This window comes from Sporosarcina sp. Y1009 (assembly GCF_057669865.1).
This window is the reverse complement of record NZ_JBYHFO010000007.1, coordinates 100547-125418: the sequence shown is the minus strand read 5'-3', so window position 1 is coordinate 125418 and position 24872 is coordinate 100547. Positions and strand designations below refer to the sequence as shown.

The window sequence follows — 24872 nt, the reverse complement described above, 5'->3', positions numbered from 1 at the left end:
ACAGTTAAGTTAGGATTTTTCCTCTTTATCTTCCTCAGTAGTTGTTTTATAAGTTGTCACATAAGGTGCACTTAAAAAGATGTGTTGCATCTTATCCAATCCAGCTTCGTGTTCGATACTTTCATGTAGCTTTTTATAAGTAGGGGACTCGAGCCAAAGGTTTAAAAATACTTTACTCGTCCATTGTGTTAAGACGATATACGTTTCTGAATTTAATGGTCGAAGTAAACGGTGAGCGACAAATCCAGGTTCCCCGCTGATATCTTGTAGACGGGTTTGAAACCGATGTTCAAAAGTCGGTCGACCTTCTTCTGTAATAGGAATATGATTGAAAGCAAAAAAACCAGTGTCTGTTAGCGTGCCTAAGGTGTTAATCACTTCATATCGTCTCGGTGTTTGAAAAACACTTTTTTCTTCTGATTCATGTAGAAGGACAGTATTACCTGCTCCGTGCATAACAATCATATCCTCCATTGGATATCGTGTTCTAACCGTTTCCATAAAATCCATCGTTCCTGAAGTTAAATAAATGTTCATTCTAAAATCGCCTCCCCTTATTACTTTATATTTTCCCTTATCTACAGAAATAAAACAAAGAATGACAATTATGTGGCGAAAATTAAAGACGATTGTATGACGATGGGGGCATTCAACTATACAAAGTGCACAGAAAGCTCTAGTATTTAAAGGAGTTAGGTTAAGACGAAAATATTATTTGAAAGTGGGAATCGAGTTTATGACTAAATTTAACGACACACTTTTGCGAGCAGCACGCGGTGAGAAGATTGAACATACACCAGTATGGTTTATGAGACAGGCCGGACGATCACAGCCCGAGTATTTGAAAATCAAAGAGACTCACTCTTTAGAGCAAATTACACAAAATCCTGAAATTTGTGCGTATGTTACAAAGCTACCAGTCGACCAATACAATGTGGACGGGGCTATTTTATATAAAGATATTGTCACACCGCTACCAGCAATAGGTATTGATGTGAAAATTAAGCCAGGCGTAGGACCGGTTATTAGTAACCCTATTCGCTCGGTACAAGACGTTTATAATCTAGGTGAAATTTCACCAGAAGATGATATACCTTTTGTGTTAGAAACGATTAAAGTTTTGACTAAAGACCAATTGAATGTTCCACTCATCGGTTTCGCAGGCGCACCGTTTACACTTGCGAGCTATATGATCGAAGGTGGTCCATCAAAAACATACAATCTGACGAAGTCATTCATGGTGTCAGAATCTGAAGCATGGTTTGCGTTAATGGACAAGCTTGCGGATATGACGATTACGTATATAACTGCACAAGTAAATGCGGGTGCTAAAGCAGTCCAGATATTTGATTCGTGGGTTGGCGCATTAAATGTTTCGGACTATAGAATCTTCATTAAACCTGTTATGACACGTATTTTTACAGAACTACGTAAACTAAATGTTCCAATCATTACATTCGGCGTTGGTGCCAGCCACCTTGCAAATGAATGGCATGACCTTCCAGTTGATGTTGTTGGTCTTGACTGGCGTCTACCGATAAAAGAAGCAGGCGAACGTGGTCTGACGAAGCCGGTACAAGGAAACTTAGACCCTTCACTTCTATTAGCGGATTGGAGCATCATTGAAGAACGTGCGAAAGTCATTGTAGAACAAGGCGTAGCACATGGTAATCATATCTTTAACCTTGGTCACGGTGTATTCCCAGAAGTAAAACCAGCCACATTGAAAAAGTTAACTAAATTTGTGCATGATTATAGTACGGAGTTACGTAAATAAGACAGTGAAAAATTAACAGAGGTGATTACTATGACGAAAAAGAAAATGGGTTTATTGGTGATGGCATACGGAACGCCTTATAAAGAAGAGGATATCGAACCGTATTACACACATATTCGGCGGGGGCGTCCACCAGCACCAGAACAGTTAGAAGATCTTCAAAATCGCTACGAAGCAATCGGTGGAATTTCTCCCCTTGCAAGAATTACGGAAGACCAAGCAAATGCGCTGTGCGATCGTTTGAATGAAGTCCAAAAGGAAATAGAATTTAAAGTATATGTCGGACTCAAACATATTACGCCTTTCATCGAAGAAGCAGTTGAGCAAATGCATAATGACGGCATTACAGAAGCTGCTTCAATCGTTCTTGCACCGCACTTCTCAACATTCTCTGTTAAATCGTACAACGGTAGAGCGAAAGAAGAAGCTGAAAAATACGGCATACAAATCACTTCTGTTGAAAGTTGGTACAAAGAGCCGAAGTTCATTGAATATTGGGCGGACAAAGTCCGTGGAACATATGAAAGTATGAGCGATGAAGAACGCAGTGAAGCATGTCTTATCGTCTCAGCCCATTCACTACCTGAAAAAATTCTTGCAAACGGTGATCCTTATGCCGATCAGCTCAATGAGACAGCAGATTTAATTGCCAAGGCGGCTGGCATTGAGAATTATGAAGTGGGCTGGCAAAGTGAAGGACAGACACCTGAGCCTTGGTTAGGGCCAGATGTTCAAGACCTCACACGTGATTTGTATAATGAAAAAGGATATAAAACATTCGTTTATACGCCAGTAGGCTTCGTATCAGATCATCTAGAAGTTTTGTATGACAATGATTATGAATGCAAAGTTGTTTGTGATGAAATTGGCGCATCTTATTATCGCCCAGCTATGCCTAACACTGATCCACTCTTTGTCGACGCAATGGTCGATGCGGTATTTGGGAAACTTGAAGAATCGAAATAATAAAGAAAGACGTGATGATGGACATGAACGAAAAACATAAAAAAGTCGTCATTATCGGTGGAGGAATTACAGGACTTTCCGCAGCTTATTATATGCAAAAAGAGGCGCGGGAAAAAGGACTTGCACTCGATGTACTCCTCATTGAAGCGTCGAATCGTCTTGGAGGAAAAATTCAAACGGTGCGACGTGACGGTTTTATTATTGAACGCGGTCCTGATTCGTTTCTTATACGCAAGAAAAGCATAGGGATTTTAGCGGAAGATCTTGGGATTGAAGATCAACTCGTCAAGAATTCAACGGGTCAAGCATATATTTTCGTTAATGGAAAACTACATCCAATACCTGAGGGTTCTGTGATGGGAATTCCGACAAAAATGGGTCCGTTTCTAAAGACAGAGTTATTTTCATTAGCAGGAAAACTTCGTGCCGCAGGTGATTTTATTATGCCGCGGACTACTATATCCGGCGATCAATCACTCGGTAGTTTTTTTCGTAGACGACTCGGTGCTGAGGTTGTTGAGAACCTGATTGAACCGTTGTTATCTGGTGTTTACTCGGGTGATATCGATCATATGAGTTTAAAATCCACTTATCCACAGTTTTATGAGGTTGAGAAAAAGCATAGAAGTTTAATTCTCGGGATGAAAAATTCAACACCTAAACCGCCACTCACGAAAGATGGCTTACCTAAGAAAAAGGAAGGGGCCTTTCATACGTTTCGAAATGGTCTTGACACACTAGTTGAAGCTATTGAAGAAAAACTGGAGCCTCATTCTGTTTTGAAAGGCGTTCGTGTAGATTCGATTAAACGGACAGAAAACGGAAATCTCCTTCATCTGAATGATGGGCAAATAATAGAAGCCGATGCTGTAATCATGACCACTGGACATAAAATGGCAAGTGATATATTTGCCCCACATGGTTTGTTGAAAGATTTGGGAGAAATTCCAACGACATCGGTTGCAACAGTCGCAATGGCTTTTCCAGAAGAAGCGATTGTGCAAGAAGAAGAAGGCACTGGCTTTCTAATTTCTAGAGCAGGCGATTTTTCTGTCACAGCCTGTACATGGACACATCGTAAATGGCCAACGTCGACACCAAAAGGAAAAGTACTCATACGAGCATTTGTAGGTCGAATTGGTGATGAAATGATTGTGGATTTGCCTGATGCTGAAATTGAAAAAATTGTACTGTCAGATTTGAAAAGAATCATCAATATTAACGCCAAGCCTGAATTCACAGTGATTACTCGTTGGAAAAAAGATCGTCCACAATATCGGGTCGGTCATAAAGAACGAATTGAAGCTGCAAGAAGAGAGTTACAGGACGAATTTCCACTCGTGAAATTAGTGGGCGCTTCCTATGATGGCGTCGGACTACCCGACTGTGTCGATCAAGGGAAAGCGGCTGTAAAAGAGCTAATCGAAGAGTTATTTTAATCGTGCTTACATCCATGCACCCGCTTGTATCTTTTACAGGCGATGCATGGATTTTTTTGACGTTTCTTTTACTTAAGAAAGGGATATAGAAAAAAAGGAGACGGTAGTATTGAAAAAAAACGGACCATTTTTATCAGTTTCTTGTTGGCGGGATGCGGGCAAGAAATGATTGATACTAGAGCAACGCCAGATGAAGACTTTCATATTGTTGCGCATCGAGGAGCCTCAGCTTATGCGCCTGAAAATACGCTGGTATCATACGAACTTGCAGAAGAAAATGCAGACTACATAGAATTAGACATACATTTAACGAAGGACGGTAAAATAGTCGGTATGTATGATGAGGATGTTGCGAAGACAACAGAGGGAAGCGGAGATGTCGGGAATCATACACTTGCCCAACTAAAGGAGCTATCTGCAAACTTCGGACATAAAGGAAAAGAAAGAAATCGAGAAGGTGAAGCTTATAAAGTACCCTCCTTGCGGGAAGTATTCGACCAATTTGAGGGTCAAATAAATTTCATGATTGAATTAAAAAAATTCGAAACAAATCATGGGATTGAAGAAAAGCTGGTCAACCTGTTGAAAGAATACGATATGATGAACTCTGCTGAAAAAAACAATAAACCAAAGGTCATTGTTCATTCATTCTTTGAAAAAATGCTGAAACGAGTGCATGAATTCAATGAAGATATTCCGTTAGTGAAATTAATTACCTTCGAGAAAGGGGAGACTGCTGAACTCTCAAAGGAAGAAATAGATGAATTAGTAAATTACTCGTCTATGCTGCGAATGTACAGGAAGAGGAAGCGGCACGGGATATGTTGGAAATGGGGGCAAATGGTATATTTACCAATCGTCCTGATGTGTTGCAAAATATTGAATTTTAATTATCAAAAAAAGCAGCTATCGGAATTTTACAAGTTCCATAGCTGCTAATTTTTTTTAACTCTATATAACGTTACACGAATCGCATGTGTTTCCGTAGCATTCATGTTGTTCAACAATTTCTTCACCGCAATTCGTACATTTTTTTGGAGGTAAGTTTTTAAAGAACTCTATAATGTTTTCAATCATCTAGTTCATCTCCTTTGCTTATTATAGTGGATGGGTAGTGGTCTATGTTCTCTATACTACGTTACATTTATTGCATTTGTTCGTGTAGCAATCATGTTGCTCTGTAAATTCTTCCTTACAGTTAACGCAAACTTTTGCAGGTAGGTTTTTGAAGAACTCGATAACGCTTACTAACATTGATGATCATCTCCCTTCTGTACTAGCACTGAAGCTATTAATCATAGTGTATTATAACAGTGAATCAAATGTCAATACATTTCTGTACTTTTCAGATAAAATAGAAGTGAATCATTAGAGAAGGGGCGATAGCCATGCATTTTATAGACAATAAAGGAATAACAGATCCGCAAATTAACTTAGCCATAGAAGAGTACGTGCTTCGGACAATGGATATTAATGAAGATTCATTTCTACTGTTCTACATCAATGAACCATCAATCATCGTTGGAAAAAATCAAAACACTATTGAAGAGATAGATACCGATTTTGTAGAAGAAAACGGCATTAAAATTGTTCGACGTCTTTCCGGTGGTGGCGCTGTGTATCATGATTTAGGTAATTTAAATTACAGTTTCATCACAAAAGATGACGGAGAATCTTTCCGTAATTTTAAGAAGTTTACTGAACCCGTTGTTGATGCACTCGCAAAAATGGGGGTAAAAGCAGAATTGATTGGCCGTAATGATCTCCTCGTAGAAGGCCGCAAAGTTTCTGGTAACGCACAGTTTGCAACACAAGGCAGAATGTTTAGCCACGGTACTTTAATGTTTGATACGGAAATTGATACAGTTGTGTCAGCTTTAAAAGTGCGAAAAGATAAAATTGAATCGAAAGGGATTAAATCAATCCGAAGTCGAGTCGCGAATATTTCAGAGTTCCTTGAAGAACCAATGACAATTGAACAGTTCCGTCAAGAAATCCTGAATTCTATTTTTGATGGTGAAGAAAATATTAAATATCGCGTATTAACAGATGAAGATTGGGAAAATATTCACGAATTGTCTAAAGAGCGCTATGCGAATTGGGATTGGAACTACGGGAAGTCGCCTAAATTTAATATGCAGCATTCTCACCGTTTTCCAGTCGGAAGCATTGATGTAAGACTTCAAGTGGATAAAGGAATCATTAAAGACGTTATTATTTTTGGGGACTTCTTCGGGGTTGGTGAAGTTGAGGTCATTACTGAAAAGCTGAAAGGCATCCAATACAACAGGGAATCTATGAATAAAGCCCTTTCAGACCTTGATATCTCTAAATACCTTGGTGGGATAACAAGAGATGAGTTTTTACAGTTGGTCTATTAATTACTGAACATTGAGTATGAATGTAACAGGTTATTCCCCATTAGACATCATTGATAATCAGCACTGCAATTTTGCAGTGCTTTATTGTTTTATAAAACAACGCTATTTCATTTTGGCTTTTTCATTAGCTTATCCATATTATAGGATAAAGCAAGGCGAGCATTCAGTGCTTATCTAGGTTATAATCAATATACTAGTGAAAGGGGAATAGCTATGGAAAAACATCGTATATTCATCGTTGAAGATGATCACAAAATTGCTCATTTACTTGCAGATACATTGCGAAAGTATCAATATGACGTAGCGATTATCGACAACTTTGATCTCGTAACGGAAGAATGCCTCGCATTTAATCCGCATTTAATCCTTCTTGATATCAATTTACCTTCATATGACGGTTATTATTGGTGCCGTCAATTACGCACTCACACCACATGCCCAATTATTTTTATATCCGCGCGATCTGGTGACATGGACCAGGTCTTCGCACTCGAAAATGGTGGAGATGATTTTATAACAAAACCATTCCACTATGAAATAGTTCTTGCGAAAATTCGGAGTCACCTACGTAGATCTTTTGGCGAATATTCTTTAGGGCAATCCGAACGAACAATTAAACTCGGTGCGATGAATTTGTATGTCGAACGAATGGAACTCCATATAAATGATGGCGTGATTCCGCTTCAAAAAAAAGAATGCGTAATTTTAGAACTTTTACTTGAAGCTTCTCCTAAAGTAATTTCTCGCGAGATTCTGCTTGAGCAACTTTGGGATGACCAATCTTTCGTCGATGAAAATACGTTAAACGTCAACATGACAAGAGTTCGAAAAAAGCTTGCAGACTACAAAGTCAAATCGACAATTGAAACTGTACGAGGGGCTGGCTATCGCTTTATCCCAGCGCAGGAAGAATTATGAAAGCAATACGCCTATTCCTGAAAGATCATGTATCGTTTATCTTTTTTCAAATTGGGCTAGTCTTATTTTTACTTTTACTATTTTGGTTAGACGGATTTAGAAATTACAACACAGCTATTTACTCTATTATTATTAGTATATTATTGACAATTGGTTACCTCATTGGAAAATATACCATTCGGCGTTTCTATTATAAGTCAATTGTTAGAAAACCAACAAAAATGGAAGATGCATTAATCCGTCACGCACAAGGACCAGAGCATATTCGAACAGCTGCTTATACACGAGCTTTATACAAAATCTATCAAAATGAAGTGCAATCCTTGTATTCTTCACAAAGTCGGCAACTTGAATTTATGAATCACTGGGTCCATCAAATGAAAACCCCGATCTCGGTCATCAATCTATTGTTAGAAGAAGAAGATATAGACCGAGAAAGCATTAAAGAAGAAATTGAACGTTTGCATTTTGGTCTTGATTCTGTTTTGGTTAATGCAAGATTAGAAACATTTGAACGAGATATGACAATTGAACGTGTTAATTTAAAAGAACTTGTGCAGGAAGTAGTCACAGAACATAAGCGTTTATTGATCACTAATGGTGTGTTTCCTGTTCTCGTGATTGATGAAAGTTTTGTCGTTTTCACAGACAGAAAATGGGTAAGAATTGTGCTTGGTCAATTTATCACAAATGCGCTTAAATATACTTTTGAAAAAAACAAGAAAATCTTTTTGTCTGCTATACGTACTGAGAGTAAGATTACCTTTACGGTTCGTGATGAAGGTGTTGGAATTCCTGCATCTGATTTGAATCGTGTGACACAGGCTTTTTTTACAGGAGAAAATGGTAGGCTTACAGGTGAATCGACTGGTATGGGTCTCTATATTGCAGCGGAAGTTTGTGGAAAACTTGGTCACTCGTTAAAAATTGCGTCTGAATTAGGTACGGGGACAACTGTATCTGTAATATTTGAGAATACGGAAGTGGTGGGGGGAATTAGTAGTGAAGCCAATCGTGACATTGCAGGAAATAACGAAGATTTATGAAGGGAAAGTCATGCATCGTGCGTTAAACCAGCTGAACTTTGAAGCGTTAGAAGGCGAATTTGTCGCCATCATGGGTCCATCCGGAAGTGGTAAAACGACATTGCTGAACCTGATTTCTTCGATTGATTTACCAACTTATGGTCGTGTGAGCATCGATAATATTGAGCCAGAAAGGCTATCGGAAAGTAAACTAGCCCTTTTTCGAAGAAATAAGTTAGGTTTTGTCTTCCAAAACATCAACTTATTGAATATGCTCACAGTCGAAGAAAATATTGTATTGCCATTAACTTTAGATGGCGCAACTCTCGAAGAAATGGAGCAACGTATTTCACTATTGTCGAATCGGCTTGGTTTAGGGGATATTTTAGACAAACGTCCTGATGAATTGTCAGGGGGACAAGCACAACGAACGGCAATTGGACGAGCCCTTGTTCATAAACCTAAAATCATACTTGCAGACGAACCCACTGGTAATCTAGATTCAGCCTCGGCAAAAGATGTCCTTGAATTATTAAGTGAAGTTAATCAAACAGAAAAAACGACAATCATAATGGTTACACATGATCCAATTGCAGCTAGCTATTGTGACCGTGTTGTATTTATAAAAGACGGTACATTTTTTAATGAAATCTACAAAGATGAGCGTAGACACACTTTTTTTCAACGCATCTTAAATGTGCTTTCACTATTGGGAGGACACTCAAATGACCTTTCGTCAGTTCGCCTACCGTAATGTCGTTCGCAATCGCCGTATTTATGCTGCGTTTTTTATGGCGAGTGTGTTTTCAGTCATGGTGTTTTTCCTTTATTCAATGTTACTTTTTCACCCGACGATAGAAGACCGATTTATTCAAGAAATTGCTATTATGGGCATGGGAATTGCTGAAATTATATTATTTGTCTTTACTGCGTTCTTTTTATTTTATTCAATGCGGGCGTTCCTGCAAGCCCGTTCCAAAGAATTTGGGATCTTACTTCATCTTGGAATGGAAAAACGGCAACTCAATCGGCTTATTTTTATTGAAACGCTACTAATCGGCATTACAGCAATTGGTATGGGCATCATTTTAGGATTTACTTTTTCAAAGTTCTTTTTTATGATTGTGAAAGAAATCGTATTATTACCGGCGTTGCCACTCTATTTGTCTTGGAAACCATTTGTCCTGACCATCGGTGCTTTTTTAAGTTTATTTGTTCTTATTTCCTTGATTGCACCGGTTTTTATCAAATCAGGAAAAGTTGCAGATCTTATTCGTGGTGATGGAAATCAAACAGACTTATATCTCTACTCTAAGTTGAAGGGGTATACTGGACTTGTTTTTCTAGGTGTGTCGTATGCAATGGCAGCATCTACTTCGAATTCAATTGTTCTTGTCCTCCTTTACTTCTTACCACCACTAGCGACAATTGGCACATTTTACTTTTTCACGGATTCAGTTCCGATGATTTTACATAAGCTTAGGGGAAATCGTAAATTTTATTGGCGCAGTTTTCGTTTATTGACCGTTTCAGAGGGCATTGTCCGGTTACGTGAAAATGCACGGATGTTTTTCATTGTGACGATTGTTTCTACGATAGCGTTCATGTCAGTGGGCACTCTAGCTTCATTAACTTCATTTGCCTCGCAATACCGTGAGATGAATCCACTCGGGCTCGTTTATATAAGTCAGCAAGAAAACGAGTTGGAAGAAGCGCATATCAGCATGCTAGATAAAGAGCTGAAAGACCATAATATTCAATATGAAAGCAAAAAAATTCCGGTATTGAAACAGCGTTCCACCTATACGGGTAGCTCTGTCGATATTATTAGCGTATCTGCTGTCAATGAATTGGCAAAGATGTTTAATCATTTGTCCATTCAACTGGGGAAAGGCGAGGCACTCTTTTTACCACCGTCACCATCCTCGTTTGAAAATTTAAATAGTCGGACGGTCCGAACAACGCTTCAAGATAGCGATGTGCCAATTAGAATTGATGGTGCTTATCCATATCATTTATTTGCATCGTACTCAATATCATCAAATGCAATCATATTAAATGATGAGGACTTTTCATCTGTTTTCGCCAAAGGAACTCCAGCAGAGGCACAGTCATTTACGTATTACGCTTATTACATTCCAGAATGGCAAAAAACAAAAGATATCGGTCTTTCCATTAATGACACGATTAACGAAACCTTTATCATAGGTGCTGCTAGTTCACTATCGTACTCTTTCGATAATCCAGGCCTCAATTATTCGGTAATCCGAACGACATTTTCACTATTATTATTTATCGGATTGTTGTTGGCGGCAGTTTTATTATTAGCGGCAGGCAGTTTCATCTATTTTCGATTATATACGCGGCTCGAACAAGACAAAAAGCAGTTTGATGTGTTAAAACGCTTAGGATTAACAGATCGGGAATTCAAAAAAATTGTCAATAGACAGTTAATCCCGCAATTTTTCTTACCATGGGGTGTTGCGATGCTGCATAGTTCGTTTGCATTTTTGTCGTTACAAGTTGTTTGGGATGCGCTTGCTGAAATTTCGATTATAAAAGAAATGATGCTGGTTTTAATTAGCTTTACTATTTTACAAGTCATTTATTTTTATTTGATTCGCTGGCGCTATCTTGCACATATAAAAGCATCAAGTTGAGTTCTTGATGCTTTTATATGAAAATATAGATTGTATTATTTTAATTATTCTTATATAATTATTATTGTAGAGTTTATGAATGGTTATTCATTCATAAGGGAGGGGATGCGAGAATATGAACCTAATAACAAAAATTCATGAAACTGCAACTGCACAACCGGATAAGATTGCTTATCATTTCATGGGACAGGATACGTCTTACAAGGAATTGGATTTATCTGTTTCGAAATTTGCTGCTGCACTTCAAGATTTGGGGATTGAAAAAGGGGATCATGTGGCGTTTTTATTGGGGAATACACCACATTTTTTAATTTCGCTTTATGCGACGATGCGGATTGGGGCAACGGCTATTCCCGTTAATCCGATTTATACGCCAGATGAAATATCTTACATCATACAAAATAGTGATGCAAAGGCCGTGATTGCACTTGATCAGCTATTGCCGCTTGTTGAGAAAGCAGCAGTTGCATTTCCAACAGTAGAGCATTATATTATTTGCGAAACAGATTCAACAACACCGGAAAAAATGGCAGCTATGCCTGAACATGTAAAGAACAAATTACGTTCATTTACTGGGCTGATTTCTACTGGAAATACAAATGTTCAACCAGTTAGGATTGAACAAAATGAAACCGCTATCATTCTTTACACTTCGGGAACGACAGGGAAACCAAAAGGGGCTATGTTAACGCATCAAAATATTTACTCTAATGCACGTGATGTGGCCGATTATCTTGGTTTTTCAGAAGAGGATCGGGTTATCGCGACATTGCCCGTCTTTCATGTATTTGCGCTAACTGTTGTTGTCAATGCACCTCTCTTAACTGGGGCAACGATTCTACTAGCACCGCGATTTAGTCCAGCAGAAATTTTCCGATTAACGAAAGAGAAAAAGGCGACAGTGTTTGCAGGTGTGCCGACGATGTACAATTTCTTGTACCAGTATCCAGAAGGTAGAAAAGAAGATTTCGATTCGATTCGTCTTTCCATTTCAGGAGGATCTTCATTGCCAGTGGCTTTGCTCCATAATTTTGAAGAGAAATTTGATGTAAGGATTTCAGAAGGCTATGGATTATCTGAATCATCGCCGGTAACTTGTTTTAATCCAACTGATCGCGAACGGATACCTGGTTCAATTGGAATGAGTATAACGAATGTAGAGAATAAGGTTGTCGATGAGTTCGGAAATGAAGTACCAGACGGCGAAGTTGGCGAACTGATTGTACGTGGTCCGAACGTTATGAAAGGCTATTACAAGATGCCGGAAGAAACTGCGGCAACGCTTCGTGATGGCTGGCTATATACAGGAGATTTAGCAAAACGAGATGAGAATGGTTATTTCTATATCGTTGACCGCAAGAAAGATTTAGTGATTGTCGGTGGCTATAATGTCTATCCACGCGAGGTTGAAGAAGTATTATTTGAGCATAGAGATGTTGTTGAAGCAGCAGTTATTGGAATCCCGGATCCAGATTTCGGTGAAGCAGTTCATGCATTTGTCGTGTTAAAAGATGGCGTCAAAGCAGATGTTGATGCACTTAAGAATTATTGCGAAAAGCGCTTGGCGAAGTACAAAGTACCAACACGTTTTGAGTTTTTAGAGGACTTACCAAAAAATACGACGGGCAAAATTTTAAGACGCGCTTTAAAAGACCACGTTACAGTTTGATTATCTAAACTCTTTCCAAAGTGGAAAGGGTTTTCGTTTTGATTAATCAGATAGAATTTGCTCGATGAAAGAAATTAAGTCAGCTAGATATGTTGAACTATTGAATGCGAATTTCAGAAATTTGTAAAGGGAAACATTTTGTTTTAAACACACTTGAAAATCGTTGAAAAAGGCGACACTCCCGCGGGAATAGCATCAGCCGAAGACCCCACAGCGAAGCGAGGAGGCTGAGGCGATGCCCGCAGGAAAGGGAGCCGTTTCAACGATTTTCTTTTTAGTGGATTCTTTATTTCAACATATAGAGATGATTTTTGACAATAAATTAACCAAAATAATAGTTTGAAATTTGGTGAATGAATTCTTCTTCAAGTTCTCCTTTTTTCTTCACGATAATAAATGTTGAGACGGTTGGCAATTCGAACAAGTCAAATTGGGGTTGGATCAGTCTTCCTTCAATGAGTTCGCGTCTAACAATTGAATGGGGCAAGAACGAGACGCCAAGCCCTTCTTGTATGAAGCGTTTTGCGATATGCGCTTGTGTCACTTTCATCGTTCGGATTCCATGGACATGCTTACCTAGAACGAACAACAGTTTATCCCAAAAAACGGGATGATGATGGGTAAATAGGAAATTATTTTGAAGTACTTCTGATACATCAATTGGTGGACCACTTTCATCATCATAATTATCTGGAGGCATTACAAACAAAATAGGGTCTTCATATATACGGATGGATTCGATGTTTTTATATTTGGCATCAATTGCTGAAATGCCTAGATGGACCTCGCCAGAATCGACAAGTCGTTCGATTACTAAGGAATCTTCGATACGAATTGTTATTTCGACGTCAGGATGCCGTTGCATAAACGTGCGTAAATAATAAGGCAAAATGGTTTCCGCCATGAGTGGTGAGATTGCGATGGTCCAGTTTCGCCGATAACCTTGGATAAATGCATGCATTCGGTTTACGGTAGCGTCTAAATCGGTCGTTAGGCGAACCGCTTCTTTATAAAAAAGTTTACCTGCATCGGTTAATGAAACACGATTGTTCAACCGGTCAAACAGTTTCGTCCCGAGATGTTCTTCTAGGAGTCGAATATGTACAGTGACACTCGGTTGAGACATCATTAATATTTCAGATGTTTCTCTGAAGTTAAGTTTTTCTGCGGCAACAGTAAATGTTTTCAACCATTGGTAGTCCATGTAATCCTCCTTTTGATTAATATTATTAATTGAAACGATTAAAAACATTTAATTTAACTAATCATAACCTCAATCTATACTAAAGAAAAGGAGGAGGAATAGTTATGTTTCAAAAAGGATTAAAAGATGTTGTTGCTGTCCATACAAAGATTGCATCTGTAGAGGGGGATATTGGTGAACTACGTTATCGCGGTGTGAAAGTGAATGACTTAATATCGAATAGGACTTTTGAACAATTGGCAGATTTTATTTGGAAGGGGGAACAGCGCAAAGAAGCGCTCCATTTAGATGCGAATGAATCTCGACAGTTGCCCAACCATGTTATACAAATTATCGATGCACTACCAAAGGATGTACCTCTAATGGACGCGATGAGGACAGCGGTTTCAGCTTTTTCATATTCGGAATTTAATGAACAATCAATTGAAGAACAAGCTGTAACGTTAACTGCATCATTACCAGTTATCGTTGCAAGACATTTTAGATTGCAAAACGGATTAGAACCGATTGATCCCAATCCAAAATTATCCTTTACAGCAAATTATTTATGGATGATAACGGGGAACATACCAAATGACGTGCAGGTAGAGGCACTTGAAACATATTTAAAGTTAACCATGGAACACGGATTGAACGCTTCTACATTTGCAGCCCGGGTAACTATTTCAACGGAGTCCGATTTGACCGCAGCTATTACTTCTGCACTTGGAACAATGAAGGGCCCTTTACATGGTGGAGCGCCATCGGGCGTTATTGAGTTATTGGAGGAAATTGGGGAGCCTGAAAATATTCGATCAATCGTTGCCAGAAAGTTGGTACATGGTGAACGGATAATGGGATTTGGACATAGGGTTTATCAAACGGAGGATCCAAGGGCTATACTTTTGAGAGAGAAATGTGTCAGTATGATTGGGCAAGATGACTGGCTCGATCTCGCGACAGAATCGGAAAAGGTAATTCTCGAGATGCTGGGTGAATATAAACCTGGTCGGAAAATTTATACAAATGTTGAATACTACGCTGCTGCAATCATGCGTTCTATTGAAATGCCACCTGAATTATTCACACCGACGTTTAGTGTGGCCAGAATGGTCGGTTGGACAGCTCATGCAATTGAACAACAGCGTGACAATACAATTTTTCGGCCACAATCAATATATACAGGAAAATTAACGGGATGAACTTCTTGTGAGCTTCAGACTTTAAAATGAAAAAGTCTGAAGCTTCTATAATTCTTGGTAAATGGCTTAAGTAGACGGTAGAATATACCGATAGATTCGATAGAATTATTTTTGTTCCTAAAATAGAGGGAAACTGTTCCGACTGTCGAAGTAATAAAAAGTAGAAATGAATTTTAGGGGGAATCCGTATTGAGTAAACGTAAATTACAAGTCAATGATTTATTTGCACTAACATCTGTAACAAATCCAAAGATATCACCAAATGGTAATGAGGCTGTTTTTGTTCAGACGCATATTGACGAAGAAGATAATAAATATATTTCAAATTTATATCATGTAGATTTAGAAACGACAGAGGTTACGCAGTGGACCTATGGAAAAGAAAGCGTATCTTCACCTTCTTGGTCAGCTGATGGTGAAAAAATTGCTTTTCTATCAAACCGAGAAGAGACGAACCAAGTGTTTCTTTTACCTGCCAAGGGTGGAGAAGCAAAGAAACTGACTACCTTTGAAAAAGGAGTTTCGAGCTTTCTTTGGTCACCATGCGGTAAAAAAGTTTGGGTAAATGCAGTAGTTAAAGAGGGGAAGACATTTACAGACAAAGAAGATAAAGAGGAAAAGAAAAAACCTGAACCGTACCGGGTAACAAAAATGAAGTATCAGATGGATGGGCTAGGTCTACTTCCCGCGGATTCTTTCCGTCAGATTGGTGTTGTCGATATTGATTCTGGTGATGTGACTCAATTTACAGAAGGCAATCATCAACATGCGCTTCAGACCGTTTCACATGACGGTAAGAAACTTGTGATGGGTGTAAATCGTGCGGAAAATCAAGATTTCGAATTTCGTCAGCCACTTTACATAGTCGATGTTGAATCGAAGGAAGAGACTGTATTAGTTGATGAAGATGGTTATTTTGGTGGGGCGACATTTTCACCTGATAACCGCTATATAGCTTTTGTAGGCGCTGATAATAAATTTAAAAATGCAACACAAGCAGAACTATATGTCTTTGATACGGAAGATGGTCGTACAGTCTGTTTAACCGAAAGCATCGATGCGCCTGTTGGGGATAATGTGGCTACCGATCATCAGCAAGGTGGCGCTGCACCTGCGGTAGTTTGGACGAAAGACAATCACTTGTATTTCCAATTGTCATTGATGGGAGACGTTCGGCTGTATTTTGCTTCGCTTGATGGGGCAGTTTATCCGGCTTCACCTGAAAATGAACATGTATACGGCTATGACGTGGAGGCAGACGGAGAGTTTGCACTTGTCACAGTTAGTTCTTCCATTAATCCTGGTGAACTGTATAGACAAACGATTGCGACTGGGGAACGTGTTGCATTAACTGAGGTAAACAAATCTTATTTAGAAGAGGTAGAGCTCGTAAAACCGGAAGCGATTGTCTATAAGGGGGCAAAAGATTGGGATGTACATGGTTGGCTGATGAAACCAGCAGGCTTCGAGGCTGGTAAGAACTATCCGCTAATTGTTGAAATTCACGGCGGTCCAGCAGCGATGTATGCGAATACTTTTTTCCACGAGTTGCAATTATTGGCAGCAGAAGGTTACGGCGTGCTGTATGTAAATCCACGTGGTAGTCACGGCTATTCCCAAGAATTTGTAGATGCAGTTCGCGGTGATTACGGCGGCGGTGATTACGAAGATATTATGGCTGGCCTTGAGTATGCGATTGGAGAGAATGATTGGATTGATACAGATCGACTCGGTGTTACAGGTGGAAGTTACGGCGGCTTCATGACGAACTGGATTGTTGGCCACACGTCTAAATTTAAAGCAGCGGTGACACAACGCTCCATTTCGAACTGGGTCAGTTTCTACGGCGTGTCCGATATTGGCTACTACTTTAACGACTGGCAGCACGGGGCAGATATGAATGACATAGAGAAACTATGGGATATATCTCCATTGAAGTACGCTAAGAACGTTGAAACGCCTTTATTAATTGTGCATAGTGAAAAAGATCTCCGTTGTCCAATTGAACAAGCGGAGCAATTATATATTACGTTGAAAAGCATGGGGAAAGTAACGGAGTTTGTGCGTTTCCCAGATGCAGATCACAACTTATCTCGTACAGGGACACCGAATTTACGCATCGCGAGATTGAATGAAATCACAGGTTGGTTTAAAAGATATCTATAATGATTAAGGAAAAATAAAAGAACTAGGGGGGATTTAGAAAATCCATCCTAGTTCTTTTTGGATAAGCCAATTATCTTTTACCTTTAAATGTGCGCAAAAATACATCAGGCGTTTTGGTTTCGAAACGTAGTAATTCACCACTCGTTGGGTGTATAAATGAAATTGCATGTGCGTGAAGACCAAGTCTACCCAGTGAATTATTTCTTGAACCGTATTTCTTGTCACCAACGACAGGGTGTCCAATATCTTTCATGTGAACGCGGATTTGATTCTTACGACCCGTTTCTAAGTTGACTTGTAGTAAAGAGTAATTCCTATTCGATTCAAGCACCTTATAATGTGTGATGGCTTTCTTGCCGTCGTTTTCACGTGGACTGGAATAGACCATGAATGTTTTACTTTCTGTCAGCCAAGAAGTCATTGTACCATCTTTTTTAACTTGACCTTCAACAAGTGCGATATAAGCACGCTCTTTGACAGTTTCATGCCATGAATTTTGAAGGGTTTGCTGAACTTCTTTATTCTTAGCGAATACCATGACGCCAGAAGTATCACGATCCAAGCGATGAACAACGAAAATGCGGTTTTTTGGATCAACATTTCGAACATAATCCGTTAACTGACGATAAGCGGTCACAAGTTTTTCATCATTAGATGCAATCGATAATAACCCTTGCTCTTTTTCAACGACCAGTAAATCCTCATCTTCATATAAGATGGAAACCCCAGTCATTTTTATATCCTCTGTTGCAACACGCGTCTGAATTTGAATCCGATCGCCTGGTGATAAAAGGTCATTAAATTGTTTGGATACTTGCCCATTCACCAAAACTTGACCACGGCTTAAAATTCCCTTAACCGAATTACGACTTCGACTAGCTAAAACTTCATGCAAGTATTTCAGTAATTCTGTTGGTTCTTCGACAATAAATTCATCATTTCGAGTCATACAATTCACTTTCCTTTAAATTGAGGTTTGCGTTTTTCACTAAATGCCATTAATGCTTCAACGCGGTCTTCAGTTGGAATCGTGATTTCATACGCTTTTCGCTCAATTGCAAGCCCAGTATGTAAATCTGCATTCATCCCTTGTTTGATCGCAAACTTGGCTTGTTGTAATGCAATTGGTCCATTTGCGAGCATAGATTCCGTAAATTCTGTTGTTTCAAGTATTAAGTTTTCTTGTGTGGCAATTTTTGTAACCATACCATAATTGAATGCTTCAGTGGCTGTGAGGCGTCGTGCAGTTAAAATAAGTTCAAGCGCTTTCGTTTCACCGATTAATCTCGGAAGTCGCTGTGTTCCACCAGCTCCCGGTATAATCGCTAAGCTGGTTTCTGTGAGCCCCATAACAGCAGTTTCAGAGGCAATTCTGAAATCGCAGGCAAGTGCAAGTTCCATCCCACCACCAAAAGCAAAGCCATTCATCATTGCTACAGTAGGTTGTGGCAATGATTCTACAGCAGAAAAGATTTCCCCAATTTTATAAACATTACGCTTTACTTGTATGTCAGTCAATGTTTTTCGTTCCTTTAAGTCTGCGCCAACGCTGAATGCACGGTCCCCAGATCCTGTGAAAACAACGACACGAATATCTGGATTAATGCGTATGGCTTCGGTAATTTGACCTAATTCTACAAGCATGTCATAATTAAATGCATTCATTGCTTCCGGTCGATTTAACGTAACGTAAGCAAGATTCCCCTTTTGTTCAAAACGAACGAGTTCCATTATGATTTCCCCCTTATTTTAACCTTGTTTCCTATGTAAAACATACCATGAATTAAAACTTTCTACCATAAAGATTAAATTCCAAACCCCTTCACAGCCAAAAATCAATCCAAACTATTGGAGAAAGAGTGTGATTTTATGGCGGTTTCTTTTGATTCAACCATTCAAGATTTTTTAACTGGACGCATTTGGCTACGCAACCATATTCCATTCCATTCGAAAATGATTGATATGCATATCGCAAATGATTCGATTAAAATCATTTCAGGTATTAGAGAAGAGAAGACGTTTTTTCTTCAAAAGAAGTATCAATGCAATCGTTGTGAAAACAATAACCAATCGAAGTTCACTATATTCAATTGTGCGAAATGTATGGGGGATTGCGTCTATTGTAGGCATTGTCTAAAAATGGGCAGGGTTTCTTCCTGTACGGATCTCATAATTTGGATAGGACCAGAACCAGTTTTTCCTGTAAAACATGTCATAGCCTGGCAAGGAACACTAACTCCACTACAACAAAAGGCATCCAACGAATTATTTGAGAGTACAGTCCAAAACCGTCCTCATCTAGTTCATGCGGTTTGAGCGACCAAGAATGAAGACTGAATTTAAAACTTAGATAATCCAGTCAAAAATTATAGATCCATCTTCTATGATGATACCATCTATTACCTTCTCCACAATTACTCTCTTCTCGCTAAATTCGAGGTTATCAAAATCGGAGATATATCCATCCAGCTGATTTAAATCAATGTGCATAATGGCATTCTGGTTATCTGATAACTGCCTTGTTATTAAACCTTCTTTCTCCATGTTTAATACCTCAATCTTACTGCGTAAGGTCTTCTTGTCAATATCGCCCTCTGAATACAAGTCGATTAACCTGTTAATTTTCCCCTCAACTCGACGTATCATTAAATCATAATTCTTATTTGTTTTAGGTTTGGTGACGGAAGCCCTTCTTTCCTTCATCACAGATTGCAAGTCGCTTTTGAATAGACTTAAAACAATATCGTTTTTTATTGTTTCATTAAAACATTTTTCCTCATACTCACTTGGCAAACGCCTTGCACGACATATATAAGACCTAACATAATAATCACCTTTTGTTTGGTTTTTTACTCTATAGCTATATGCAGTATATAGTTCTCCGCACTTTCCACAAGTTATTAAAGAGCCGAATAAACTCTCTTTTGCCTTTCCTGCATTTCTGCCCGGTGGATGCCGTGACAATAAATCTTGAACTCGATCAAACTGATCAACTGATATTATTGGTTTGTGCTTACCATTGTACTCTTGTTTTTTATAAATCACTTTTCCTATATAAAGCCGATTACTTAATATTTGTCTTATAGTTGTAAAACGTCTACCTGCATATCCTTCTTCTTTTAATACTTTTTGGATCTTCGTAATTGAGTGGAATTGCTCATATAAATCAAATATACGCTTCACCTTTCCGGATTCTATATCATCAATAACCAAAGTAGATTTCGGCCCTCTTTTATATCCTGTAGGCATATAGTTACCACCTAGTTGACGATACCCAGCTTCCACTCTCTTCTGTATTCCACCCTGCATACGTTCAGTGATTGTTGCACGCTCCAATTCCGCAAACACTGCTAGTATACCAATCATGGCCATGCCAAAAGGTGTTGTAGTGTCGAGTGTTTCTAATACGGACACAAAGGCTTTATCATTTTTTAAAAAGTGGTCTTGAATTAATTCCAAGGTATCTCGTTGCGAACGGGATAAACGATCTAGTTTGTACACCATTATTACATCAAATTCATCTAACCTGGTTAACATACTTTGTAAATCAGGACGATCCATATTAGCCCCTGAATATGCTGCATCACTAAAGTAGTCTCCAACTACCCATCCTTTCGAAGCACACATCGCTTCCATACGTTCCGTTTGTATTTCTATGCTGTAGTTCCCGTCTTGCGCGGACGTGCTGTAACGACTGTATAAGGCGACTCTCTTTACGCTTTCCATATCCTTTCAACTCCTTAATATTACTTTAAATAAAAGTAGAACATCCGTTCTCTTTATGCTACAATGTATTTAACTACTTGTCCATTGATGGTTTAATTTTCCAACAAACTTACTATGTTAATTGTTCAGAATAATGATATGGTTAATCTAATCTGAACGGCTTAGTCGATTCGTCGAGTAGACTAACTCTACTCGTTTTGGCCTACTTCAATCCACTCATATAAATCATCGATATTACAATTTAAGATATGAGATATATTCTTAGCTACCCGGATGTGCATAAGTTGTTTATTCAGATAGTATTTATTTACTTGCTGGTAACTCACATCCAACTTTTCAGCTAATTCAGCTTGTGACATATCTGATTTATTGAGTAGCTCTTGAAGTAGACATCTACCGACTTCATAAGCCAAGTCAGACGCCCTCTCTACTATAAGATTAAAAGGTGGTGCTAATTTTGACAGATGATGAATTAAAACAGATTTTAAAATTAGTTAGCGTTAAAAAGAGTGGAAAATTACATAAGATAAAACTTAGTAATAAATTACTTATCAAAATAGTCAGCAGCAAACTTGATACTGTCCATTAACCTTTTTCGTTCGGCACTCTCTAATGAGAGTGCTTTTTCTGTTATGCGTTTTATTAATAGCATATCTTCCAAATCTAAATCTTGTGTCTCTGATAACTCTAAGGCTCTGTGTAAAGAGTCATCTTTCTCGTTAGATGTTGTGGATGGGAACAAGTCATCAACCTTGATTCCGAATATATCTACTAATAGAAACAAGTGATCATAGCTGATTTGCCAATCCCCATTTTCATATCCCGATACAGTATTTTGTGCAACCCCTAATCTTTTTCCTAACTCCGTTTGATTCATGCCTATGCTTTTTCTATATTTCTTAATTTTATTACCTACATATTTATTAATGTCCATATGGCACACCACCTCTACATTATTATATAACAAGTATATCCATACTTCAAAGAGAAATATCAGGGTTTTTGATTATTAACCTTGACTTATCGGTAATACTGATATAATGTGACATTATACAACAAAATACAACAAAGAAAGGAAGGGTGCAAATGCATTGGGAATTAATGAAACTCCGTAAAATTAATAAAGTCAGTAAGACGGACATGGCAAGACTACTTGGTATTAAGACGTTAGAAACTTACACATTAAAAGAGGATGGCCAAACAGATTTCAGCTTGACTGAGATGTTTACCATCGCAAAACATTTCGACAAACGTATAGAAGAAATTTTTTTGCCAAGGTATATCGGTAATACTGATAAAACGAAGGAATCTAAGTAAAGGGGAGAGGGAGAAATGCACAAAATTGAAATCCCTTATTTAGTATTTGAAGGCGAAAGAATCGAAACGCCAGCTGGGCTTTCCAAGTTGCTAGAAAATTCATGGGTGCTGAAAACAGAAAGTGATACAACATCAGACGTTGTGAATGATTATGAAAGGGTCGCTTATAAAAGAGAAAACGGCTGTTGGTCAATCAGATATACAAGAAAGGATAAAGTCAAATGCTAAGTCTAATCGATAAGTTATTGATTGTGCTTTACCTTACACCGTTTTTAATTGGTTATGTCGTGTGGATGTATAAACAAACAGATTGATAAAAAAAGGGAGGAATAAATCATGAATTTAAAAGAATTGTCGAATCAGAAGTTAATCAGTTTACACGGTGATGTCGGTGCGGAAATGGGTAGACGATTGGAAGAACGTATGCGTGGTCATGTAGAAGCGATTAGGCATGATGGGAAGATGTTGCGGAAGGTTAGCCGTAAAGTTTCAGCGGGTGATTATGTGAGGTTTAACGATATGGTGAAAGGCTCTCAACTCGAAAATGGAGAAATATATGGTCCTGTAAAAAGAACAATGACTGTTGGAAATTACAATTACAACGTATTCGTTGACTACCATAACCGAACACACAATAACGTTGAAGTTTTTGAAGCTGTTGAAGAAAATCCAGTCACAAATTTACAAGACGTTCCGTTTATTCCATCACCCAACCAACAACGTGCGGAATTGATTCAGCGGGCTAAGGAGTTTGTGGAGGGCTTAAAACGAAAAGGTCATTTCTCAGGAGTGGAGAAAGAGTATTACCGCTTTGGAGGACATGGAGTTAATTGTGTAATCGAATTTGTTGTAAATGAAGAAAAGCGTACCGTTGTAGCTATTGCAAGGGGTGCTGGAACTAACAGATTCATATCAAGGGGCATCGCCAAATGCAATCCATCTGACGTATTCAACTCTGACATCGGCAAAGCTATCGCACTAGCACGAGCGTTGGAGATTGACATTCCGGTAGAGTTTTTGGGAGCTGTTCAGCCTGATGAAGTTGTGGTGGGGATGGTTGTAGTCAAACACTCATTAGCTAATGTAGGAATCCCTCAAACAGTCGAAAGATTAGACGGACTAAGTAATCATAGTGGAGTTCCAGAAACTTGTTTTTGGACAAAGGAATTATTCGGCTCATTGGTCACTTCACAAATCAACATCACCAACGATTCAAACGCAAATTATGGGAGGGAAATCAATTGACAAAAGAATTACCAGTAGGCGTTACAAAATCTAAACACGGATATCGTTTATATCGAACAGTTAACGGTAAAAAATACAACTTTGGCAGCATTCAAAATCATGAACTTGCATTACGACTAAACGGCTACATCGATATTATCGTTAATGATTTGCACGAAGCACAAGCAATAGGTGGAAGTGTTTCAGTTCAACAAATACATGAAATGATCGTGGAGAACAGCGTTTCGGATATTCAAGAAATTACTAGTTTAATAGATGATTCAAATCGAAATTTTAATCACAAATGGCTTCAGTTAGTGGAACAGAACAAATATCTAATCGAAGATAACGAAAAACTTAATAAAAAACTTAACGCAATCGTCACGGTCATTCAATCGGAAGGTCAAAAACCAGTATGGCAACGCATCAAGGGGAGTTGAATTCATTGGAAACCATCCTTATCGAAATAAGAAAAAACAATGATGGCATGTGGGTAGCTGAAATGGTTGGGATTAAATTAGCAATATCACCTTTAAAACTTTATGTAAGTAAAGCTGTGGCAAGTGTTGTCGAGTTAAATCCGCAATTAAAATTTGAATTGGAGGAATTGTAATGAAAACAATATTGAATGTAAATGGTGAAAAATTATCAGTTTCAAGTATCAGTTTTTATCAAGATGAAATAACTAGCGTAACTGCCACGGGTGAAAAGGGCGTGGTTATCCAGACTTATTACGATGAAGATGCTAGTTGGACACCAGAAGGCACGAAACGAATTGACATAAAGAAATCAATCGAATTTCCAGAACTTGAACAATCAATTGTGGATAGGAACAACAAACTTATTGAACATCTTGAAAAAACATTGAAAATTGAAGATGAAAAACTAATCAATATCGCAGTCGATGCAATGGAAAGTGATTCAGACTTATTACCATTTACTTCTTCGGCTCTATCAACTTATCAAAAGGATTACAAGCTTACACAACAACGCGTACTAGGATTCATTGATGCTGTAGAAGAAGTCAAAGCATTCACGGAAGGATGGTATGCAAATGACGAAGTTACAGCAGAAATTGAAACGAAAAAACATTATTAATCAGTTGAATAAATTCGATGTCCACAGTATTGAGGGACAGGCATTGGAAGATGTTAAGTATTCAATTCTGCTTCGTAAGTTAGCTGTTAAGCGGGCAATGCAAGATTAATTTAAGGAGGTG

29 protein-coding genes are annotated in these 24872 nt (G+C 38.5%); 20 read left to right on the top strand and 9 right to left on the bottom strand.

Features of this window, described 5'->3' with window-relative positions; translation table 11 throughout:
* Positions 1–9: 9 nt before the first annotated feature.
* The gene (locus AC25Y1_RS10885; protein WP_488148008.1) at positions 10–537 is read right to left on the bottom strand and encodes an antibiotic biosynthesis monooxygenase family protein; all 528 of its coding nucleotides are present in this window, start codon (positions 535–537) and stop codon (positions 10–12) included.
* 199 nt (positions 538–736) lie between these two features.
* Here AC25Y1_RS10885 and hemE point away from each other — a divergent pair, with 199 nt between their 5' ends.
* The 4 genes from hemE to AC25Y1_RS10865 all read left to right on the top strand — a co-directional run bounded on the left by hemE (position 737) and on the right by AC25Y1_RS10865 (position 5121).
* Entirely contained in the window at positions 737–1777 is a 1041-nt protein-coding gene (gene hemE / locus AC25Y1_RS10880) for a uroporphyrinogen decarboxylase (RefSeq protein ID WP_488148007.1), read from the top strand.
* 30 nt (positions 1778–1807) lie between these two features.
* Positions 1808–2743, top strand: a complete 936-nt coding sequence (gene hemH, locus AC25Y1_RS10875; protein ID WP_488148006.1) for a ferrochelatase — start codon at positions 1808–1810, stop codon at positions 2741–2743.
* Between the two features lie 23 nt (positions 2744–2766).
* Positions 2767–4182, top strand: a complete 1416-nt coding sequence (gene hemY / locus AC25Y1_RS10870) for a protoporphyrinogen oxidase (protein WP_488148088.1) — start codon at positions 2767–2769, stop codon at positions 4180–4182.
* A 165-nt stretch (positions 4183–4347) separates the two neighbouring features.
* The gene (locus AC25Y1_RS10865) at positions 4348–5121 is read left to right on the top strand and encodes a glycerophosphodiester phosphodiesterase family protein (RefSeq protein ID WP_488148005.1); all 774 of its coding nucleotides are present in this window, start codon (positions 4348–4350) and stop codon (positions 5119–5121) included.
* A gap of 12 nt (positions 5122–5133) precedes the next feature.
* Here the strand turns inward: AC25Y1_RS10865 and yhfH (AC25Y1_RS10860) are convergent, their stop codons facing one another.
* Together yhfH (AC25Y1_RS10860) and yhfH (AC25Y1_RS10855) are read right to left on the bottom strand one after the other, a co-directional pair.
* Complete coding sequence (yhfH, locus tag AC25Y1_RS10860; protein ID WP_488148004.1) at positions 5134–5259, bottom strand: protein YhfH; 126 nt, start codon at positions 5257–5259, stop codon at positions 5134–5136.
* A 51-nt stretch (positions 5260–5310) separates the two neighbouring features.
* Positions 5311–5436, bottom strand: a complete 126-nt coding sequence (gene yhfH / locus AC25Y1_RS10855; RefSeq protein ID WP_488148003.1) for a protein YhfH — start codon at positions 5434–5436, stop codon at positions 5311–5313.
* Positions 5437–5570: 134 nt separating this feature from the next.
* Here yhfH (AC25Y1_RS10855) and lplA point away from each other — a divergent pair, with 134 nt between their 5' ends.
* From lplA to AC25Y1_RS10825, 6 genes are all read left to right on the top strand, one after another.
* The gene (gene lplA / locus AC25Y1_RS10850) at positions 5571–6563 is read left to right on the top strand and encodes a lipoate--protein ligase (protein WP_488148002.1); all 993 of its coding nucleotides are present in this window, start codon (positions 5571–5573) and stop codon (positions 6561–6563) included.
* Between the two features lie 213 nt (positions 6564–6776).
* Complete coding sequence (locus tag AC25Y1_RS10845; protein WP_488148001.1) at positions 6777–7481, top strand: response regulator transcription factor; 705 nt, start codon at positions 6777–6779, stop codon at positions 7479–7481.
* On the top strand, positions 7478–8527 hold the full coding sequence (locus AC25Y1_RS10840; RefSeq protein WP_488148000.1) for a sensor histidine kinase: 1050 nt from the start codon (positions 7478–7480) through the stop codon (positions 8525–8527). Before AC25Y1_RS10845 ends, AC25Y1_RS10840 begins: the two co-directional genes overlap by 4 nt.
* A gap of 10 nt (positions 8528–8537) precedes the next feature.
* On the top strand, positions 8538–9260 hold the full coding sequence (locus AC25Y1_RS10835; RefSeq protein WP_488148087.1) for an ABC transporter ATP-binding protein: 723 nt from the start codon (positions 8538–8540) through the stop codon (positions 9258–9260).
* Entirely contained in the window at positions 9232–11166 is a 1935-nt protein-coding gene (locus AC25Y1_RS10830) for an ABC transporter permease (protein WP_488147999.1), read from the top strand. Before AC25Y1_RS10835 ends, AC25Y1_RS10830 begins: the two co-directional genes overlap by 29 nt.
* A 115-nt stretch (positions 11167–11281) precedes the next feature.
* A complete protein-coding gene (locus AC25Y1_RS10825) occupies positions 11282–12835 on the top strand; it encodes a fatty acid--CoA ligase family protein (RefSeq protein ID WP_488147998.1) in 1554 nt (517 codons plus the stop codon).
* Between the two features lie 322 nt (positions 12836–13157).
* Here the strand turns inward: AC25Y1_RS10825 and AC25Y1_RS10820 are convergent, their stop codons facing one another.
* Positions 13158–14039, bottom strand: coding sequence for a LysR family transcriptional regulator (locus AC25Y1_RS10820; RefSeq protein WP_488147997.1), 882 nt, complete (start codon positions 14037–14039; stop codon positions 13158–13160).
* Between the two features lie 104 nt (positions 14040–14143).
* Here AC25Y1_RS10820 and AC25Y1_RS10815 point away from each other — a divergent pair, with 104 nt between their 5' ends.
* A complete protein-coding gene (locus AC25Y1_RS10815) occupies positions 14144–15220 on the top strand; it encodes a citrate synthase/methylcitrate synthase (RefSeq protein WP_488147996.1) in 1077 nt (358 codons plus the stop codon).
* Positions 15221–15409: 189 nt separating this feature from the next.
* The gene (locus tag AC25Y1_RS10810) at positions 15410–17386 is read left to right on the top strand and encodes a S9 family peptidase (RefSeq protein WP_488147995.1); all 1977 of its coding nucleotides are present in this window, start codon (positions 15410–15412) and stop codon (positions 17384–17386) included.
* A gap of 70 nt (positions 17387–17456) precedes the next feature.
* Here the strand turns inward: AC25Y1_RS10810 and AC25Y1_RS10805 are convergent, their stop codons facing one another.
* Together AC25Y1_RS10805 and AC25Y1_RS10800 are read right to left on the bottom strand one after the other, a co-directional pair.
* The gene (locus AC25Y1_RS10805) at positions 17457–18335 is read right to left on the bottom strand and encodes an RluA family pseudouridine synthase (RefSeq protein ID WP_488147994.1); all 879 of its coding nucleotides are present in this window, start codon (positions 18333–18335) and stop codon (positions 17457–17459) included.
* Positions 18336–18340: 5 nt separating this feature from the next.
* A complete protein-coding gene (locus AC25Y1_RS10800; RefSeq protein ID WP_488147993.1) occupies positions 18341–19117 on the bottom strand; it encodes an enoyl-CoA hydratase-related protein in 777 nt (258 codons plus the stop codon).
* 138 nt (positions 19118–19255) lie between these two features.
* Here AC25Y1_RS10800 and AC25Y1_RS10795 point away from each other — a divergent pair, with 138 nt between their 5' ends.
* Positions 19256–19702: a hypothetical protein gene (locus AC25Y1_RS10795; protein WP_488147992.1), complete on the top strand. Its 447-nt coding sequence runs from the start codon at positions 19256–19258 to the stop codon at positions 19700–19702.
* 30 nt (positions 19703–19732) lie between these two features.
* Here AC25Y1_RS10795 and AC25Y1_RS10790 read toward each other — a convergent pair whose 3' ends face one another.
* From AC25Y1_RS10790 to AC25Y1_RS10780, 3 genes are all read right to left on the bottom strand, one after another.
* Positions 19733–21112, bottom strand: coding sequence for a recombinase family protein (locus AC25Y1_RS10790; RefSeq protein ID WP_488147991.1), 1380 nt, complete (start codon positions 21110–21112; stop codon positions 19733–19735).
* A 188-nt stretch (positions 21113–21300) separates the two neighbouring features.
* A complete protein-coding gene (locus AC25Y1_RS10785) occupies positions 21301–21525 on the bottom strand; it encodes a helix-turn-helix transcriptional regulator (protein ID WP_488147990.1) in 225 nt (74 codons plus the stop codon).
* A 131-nt stretch (positions 21526–21656) separates the two neighbouring features.
* The gene (locus AC25Y1_RS10780) at positions 21657–22046 is read right to left on the bottom strand and encodes a helix-turn-helix transcriptional regulator (protein WP_488147989.1); all 390 of its coding nucleotides are present in this window, start codon (positions 22044–22046) and stop codon (positions 21657–21659) included.
* Between the two features lie 167 nt (positions 22047–22213).
* On the opposite strand from AC25Y1_RS10780, the gene AC25Y1_RS10775 reads away from it, so the two are divergent.
* From AC25Y1_RS10775 to AC25Y1_RS10745, 7 genes are all read left to right on the top strand, one after another.
* Positions 22214–22429, top strand: coding sequence for a helix-turn-helix transcriptional regulator (locus AC25Y1_RS10775; RefSeq protein ID WP_488147988.1), 216 nt, complete (start codon positions 22214–22216; stop codon positions 22427–22429).
* A 15-nt stretch (positions 22430–22444) separates the two neighbouring features.
* The gene (locus tag AC25Y1_RS10770) at positions 22445–22657 is read left to right on the top strand and encodes a hypothetical protein (RefSeq protein WP_488147987.1); all 213 of its coding nucleotides are present in this window, start codon (positions 22445–22447) and stop codon (positions 22655–22657) included.
* 108 nt (positions 22658–22765) lie between these two features.
* Complete coding sequence (locus AC25Y1_RS10765; RefSeq protein WP_488147986.1) at positions 22766–23674, top strand: hypothetical protein; 909 nt, start codon at positions 22766–22768, stop codon at positions 23672–23674.
* Positions 23671–24093: a hypothetical protein gene (locus AC25Y1_RS10760; RefSeq protein WP_488147985.1), complete on the top strand. Its 423-nt coding sequence runs from the start codon at positions 23671–23673 to the stop codon at positions 24091–24093. The genes AC25Y1_RS10765 and AC25Y1_RS10760 overlap by 4 nt, the downstream gene beginning before the upstream one ends.
* 5 nt (positions 24094–24098) lie before the next feature.
* Positions 24099–24266: a hypothetical protein gene (locus AC25Y1_RS10755; protein ID WP_488147984.1), complete on the top strand. Its 168-nt coding sequence runs from the start codon at positions 24099–24101 to the stop codon at positions 24264–24266.
* Positions 24266–24751, top strand: a complete 486-nt coding sequence (locus AC25Y1_RS10750; protein ID WP_488147983.1) for a hypothetical protein — start codon at positions 24266–24268, stop codon at positions 24749–24751. The genes AC25Y1_RS10755 and AC25Y1_RS10750 overlap by 1 nt, the downstream gene beginning before the upstream one ends.
* Positions 24708–24860 (top strand): hypothetical protein, encoded by a 153-nt coding sequence (locus tag AC25Y1_RS10745; protein WP_488147982.1) that lies wholly within the window; start codon positions 24708–24710, stop codon positions 24858–24860. The genes AC25Y1_RS10750 and AC25Y1_RS10745 overlap by 44 nt, the downstream gene beginning before the upstream one ends.
* The last annotated feature ends 12 nt before the right edge of the window (positions 24861–24872 follow it).

Coding starts and splice junctions, on each gene's coding strand:
- AC25Y1_RS10830 (WP_488147999.1), top strand. CDS start 9,232: ATGACCTTTCGTCAGTTCGCCTACCGTAATGTCGTTCGCAATCGCCGT.
- AC25Y1_RS10765 (WP_488147986.1), top strand. CDS start 22,766: ATGAATTTAAAAGAATTGTCGAATCAGAAGTTAATCAGTTTACACGGT.
- hemH (WP_488148006.1), top strand. CDS start 1,808: ATGACGAAAAAGAAAATGGGTTTATTGGTGATGGCATACGGAACGCCT.
- AC25Y1_RS10820 (WP_488147997.1), bottom strand. CDS start 14,039: ATGGACTACCAATGGTTGAAAACATTTACTGTTGCCGCAGAAAAACTT.
- AC25Y1_RS10815 (WP_488147996.1), top strand. CDS start 14,144: ATGTTTCAAAAAGGATTAAAAGATGTTGTTGCTGTCCATACAAAGATT.
- yhfH (WP_488148004.1), bottom strand. CDS start 5,259: ATGATTGAAAACATTATAGAGTTCTTTAAAAACTTACCTCCAAAAAAA.
- AC25Y1_RS10805 (WP_488147994.1), bottom strand. CDS start 18,335: ATGACTCGAAATGATGAATTTATTGTCGAAGAACCAACAGAATTACTG.
- hemY (WP_488148088.1), top strand. CDS start 2,767: ATGAACGAAAAACATAAAAAAGTCGTCATTATCGGTGGAGGAATTACA.
- AC25Y1_RS10770 (WP_488147987.1), top strand. CDS start 22,445: ATGCACAAAATTGAAATCCCTTATTTAGTATTTGAAGGCGAAAGAATC.
- AC25Y1_RS10750 (WP_488147983.1), top strand. CDS start 24,266: ATGAAAACAATATTGAATGTAAATGGTGAAAAATTATCAGTTTCAAGT.
- AC25Y1_RS10845 (WP_488148001.1), top strand. CDS start 6,777: ATGGAAAAACATCGTATATTCATCGTTGAAGATGATCACAAAATTGCT.
- lplA (WP_488148002.1), top strand. CDS start 5,571: ATGCATTTTATAGACAATAAAGGAATAACAGATCCGCAAATTAACTTA.
- AC25Y1_RS10795 (WP_488147992.1), top strand. CDS start 19,256: ATGGCGGTTTCTTTTGATTCAACCATTCAAGATTTTTTAACTGGACGC.
- hemE (WP_488148007.1), top strand. CDS start 737: ATGACTAAATTTAACGACACACTTTTGCGAGCAGCACGCGGTGAGAAG.
- yhfH (WP_488148003.1), bottom strand. CDS start 5,436: ATGTTAGTAAGCGTTATCGAGTTCTTCAAAAACCTACCTGCAAAAGTT.
- AC25Y1_RS10775 (WP_488147988.1), top strand. CDS start 22,214: ATGAAACTCCGTAAAATTAATAAAGTCAGTAAGACGGACATGGCAAGA.
- AC25Y1_RS10835 (WP_488148087.1), top strand. CDS start 8,538: ATGCATCGTGCGTTAAACCAGCTGAACTTTGAAGCGTTAGAAGGCGAA.
- AC25Y1_RS10825 (WP_488147998.1), top strand. CDS start 11,282: ATGAACCTAATAACAAAAATTCATGAAACTGCAACTGCACAACCGGAT.
- AC25Y1_RS10885 (WP_488148008.1), bottom strand. CDS start 537: ATGAACATTTATTTAACTTCAGGAACGATGGATTTTATGGAAACGGTT.
- AC25Y1_RS10865 (WP_488148005.1), top strand. CDS start 4,348: ATGATTGATACTAGAGCAACGCCAGATGAAGACTTTCATATTGTTGCG.
- AC25Y1_RS10840 (WP_488148000.1), top strand. CDS start 7,478: ATGAAAGCAATACGCCTATTCCTGAAAGATCATGTATCGTTTATCTTT.
- AC25Y1_RS10745 (WP_488147982.1), top strand. CDS start 24,708: ATGACGAAGTTACAGCAGAAATTGAAACGAAAAAACATTATTAATCAG.
- AC25Y1_RS10800 (WP_488147993.1), bottom strand. CDS start 19,117: ATGGAACTCGTTCGTTTTGAACAAAAGGGGAATCTTGCTTACGTTACG.
- AC25Y1_RS10780 (WP_488147989.1), bottom strand. CDS start 22,046: ATGGACATTAATAAATATGTAGGTAATAAAATTAAGAAATATAGAAAA.
- AC25Y1_RS10790 (WP_488147991.1), bottom strand. CDS start 21,112: ATGGAAAGCGTAAAGAGAGTCGCCTTATACAGTCGTTACAGCACGTCC.